Annotated in this window: 1 protein-coding gene; it reads right to left on the reverse strand. The window is 63.3% G+C overall.

All coding sequences use genetic code 11. From position 1 onward, the window contains the following. Positions 1–1,989, reverse strand: a 1,989-nt coding sequence (locus J4E63_RS30650) for a condensation domain-containing protein (RefSeq protein ID WP_259334283.1), incomplete at both ends; no start/stop codon positions are given.

The following is a 1,989-nucleotide window of genomic DNA, read 5'->3' on the forward strand; positions in this document are numbered from 1 at the left end:
CTCGTTCAACGCGCGATAAGTCAGGCGTTGCTCGCCACGAACCACCGCCACAGCCTCCGGCGTGCGCTGCACCTGCGCCTCGAACAGCCCGTGAATCGTCTGCTGCCGCGGATAGCCGGCCTCGGTGGCGTTGAACGTCACCAGCAGTTGCTCGCGTTCCACAGCGGGCAAGATCGACAGGCGATACAAAGCCGCCTGTGGCGTCTGTTCCAGTGCCTGCACCAGCGTTTGCAACGCTGCGTGCATATAAGCGCAAATCCGCTGGGCGCCAATCTGCTGCGCGACCAGCACCGTCAGGTTGAAACCGGTACCCAGGTCATCGACGTTCAATGTCAGCGGGTAGTTGGTCCGTTCTTCACCACCCAGCGCCTGCATACCGTTCCAGGCCGACTGTACTTCGTTCGACGCCGTCGTGGCGGTGTGGCGGTAGTTGAGCAAGGCACTGAACAGCGGCAACGGTGCCGCCACACCACTGCAGCGTTGGGCCAGCGCCAGCGAGGCATGTTCGTGCCCCAGCAAGGCAGTCAGTTGCCCATGGACAGCCTTGACGCCAGCCTTGACGCCTTGCCTGCCCAAGCTCACGCGAAGCGGCAGGGTATTGATGAACATGCCCAGTGCACGGTCAGCGCCCTCACCACCCTGCATCCGACCCATCAGTACCGTACCGAACACCACCTCCTGCTTGCCGGACACCTTGGCCAGCACTTGAGCCCACGCCAGGTGCACCAGGCTGGCGGCACTCACCCCCAATTGACGCGCCTGGGCCCGCAGACGCAGGTCCAAGTCGCCATCCACCGCCTGGCTGATCTCTTCGATATCGTGTCCGCCACCCTGCACATCCTGCAAATTGAATGGCAGCGTTGGCTCGTCGATATCACCGAGCATGTCGCGGAAGAACGCCTCGTGTTCTTCGCGACTCACACCCAATCGCGCCTGCGCCACGTAGTTGCGATAGGGCACCGCGTCGGCCAGTTGCCCGGCTTCACCCAGCAGGTACGCTTGCATCTCGTGTTGCACCACTTCCAGCGCCGTATGGTCCAGGGCGAGGTGATGGAACAACAGTGTCGCGACCAGGCGTTGATTGGCCTCGTCCTTTCCATAAGCCAAGCGCATCAGCGGTGCCTGAGCGACATCCAGGCGGTAATGTCGCGGGTCGAAACGCTGGCGCAGTTGCTCAACGACATCGCCAGCGAGCGGGTCGAAATCGAGTGTTTCGAGGTGCAGCCGGGCTTCACGACGGACCACTTGCATGGGCTCGTCCAGACCGTCCCACACAATACTGGTGCGCAAGATATCGTGACGATCAATGACGACCTGCAACGCCCGGACGAACCCATCGAGGCGTTCCTGGCTGTCGAAGGCAAACTGTGACTGGAGCAGATACGGGTCACCCTGCTCGGCGGCCAGGTGATGGTAAAGAATGCCTTCCTGCAGCGGCGCCAGCGGGTAGATGTCCTGCACGTTGCGCACACCACCCGGCACTGTCGCCACGAGACGGTCGATGGTCGCCTGGGACAGGTCGGCCAACGGCAACAGCTCGGGGGTGATGCGTTCGCAGTCCAGCGCGATCAGGTTCGCCGGAACGCTTATCTCGCTGCCACTGCCGACGGCGGCGGCCAGCGCGGCCAAGGTCGGTTGACTGAACAGCACGCGCACGTCGGCGCTCAAACCGGCCTGGCGCATTCGCTCGATCAGCGTGACCGCCAACAGCGAATGCCCGCCCAGTTCGAAGAAATGGTCGTGACGACCCACGCGTTCGACGTTGAGCAGCTCGGACCAGATGTGCGACAGGGTGATCTCGACCTCGCCTTGCGGCGCTTCGTAGCCACGGGAAATGACGGCATCGAGGTCCGGTGCAGGCAGGGCCTTGCGGTCGAGCTTGCCGTTGGGGGTCAGTGGCAAGACGTCCAGGCGTACGTAGGCGGCCGGCACCATGTAGGCCGGCAACTGCGCTTGCAGGTGCGTGCGCAGGGTTTCGATGTCCGCCGA

Source organism: Pseudomonas sp. FW300-N2F2 (genome assembly GCF_017351655.1).
Taxonomy (GTDB): domain Bacteria; phylum Pseudomonadota; class Gammaproteobacteria; order Pseudomonadales; family Pseudomonadaceae; genus Aquipseudomonas; species Aquipseudomonas fluorescens_AA.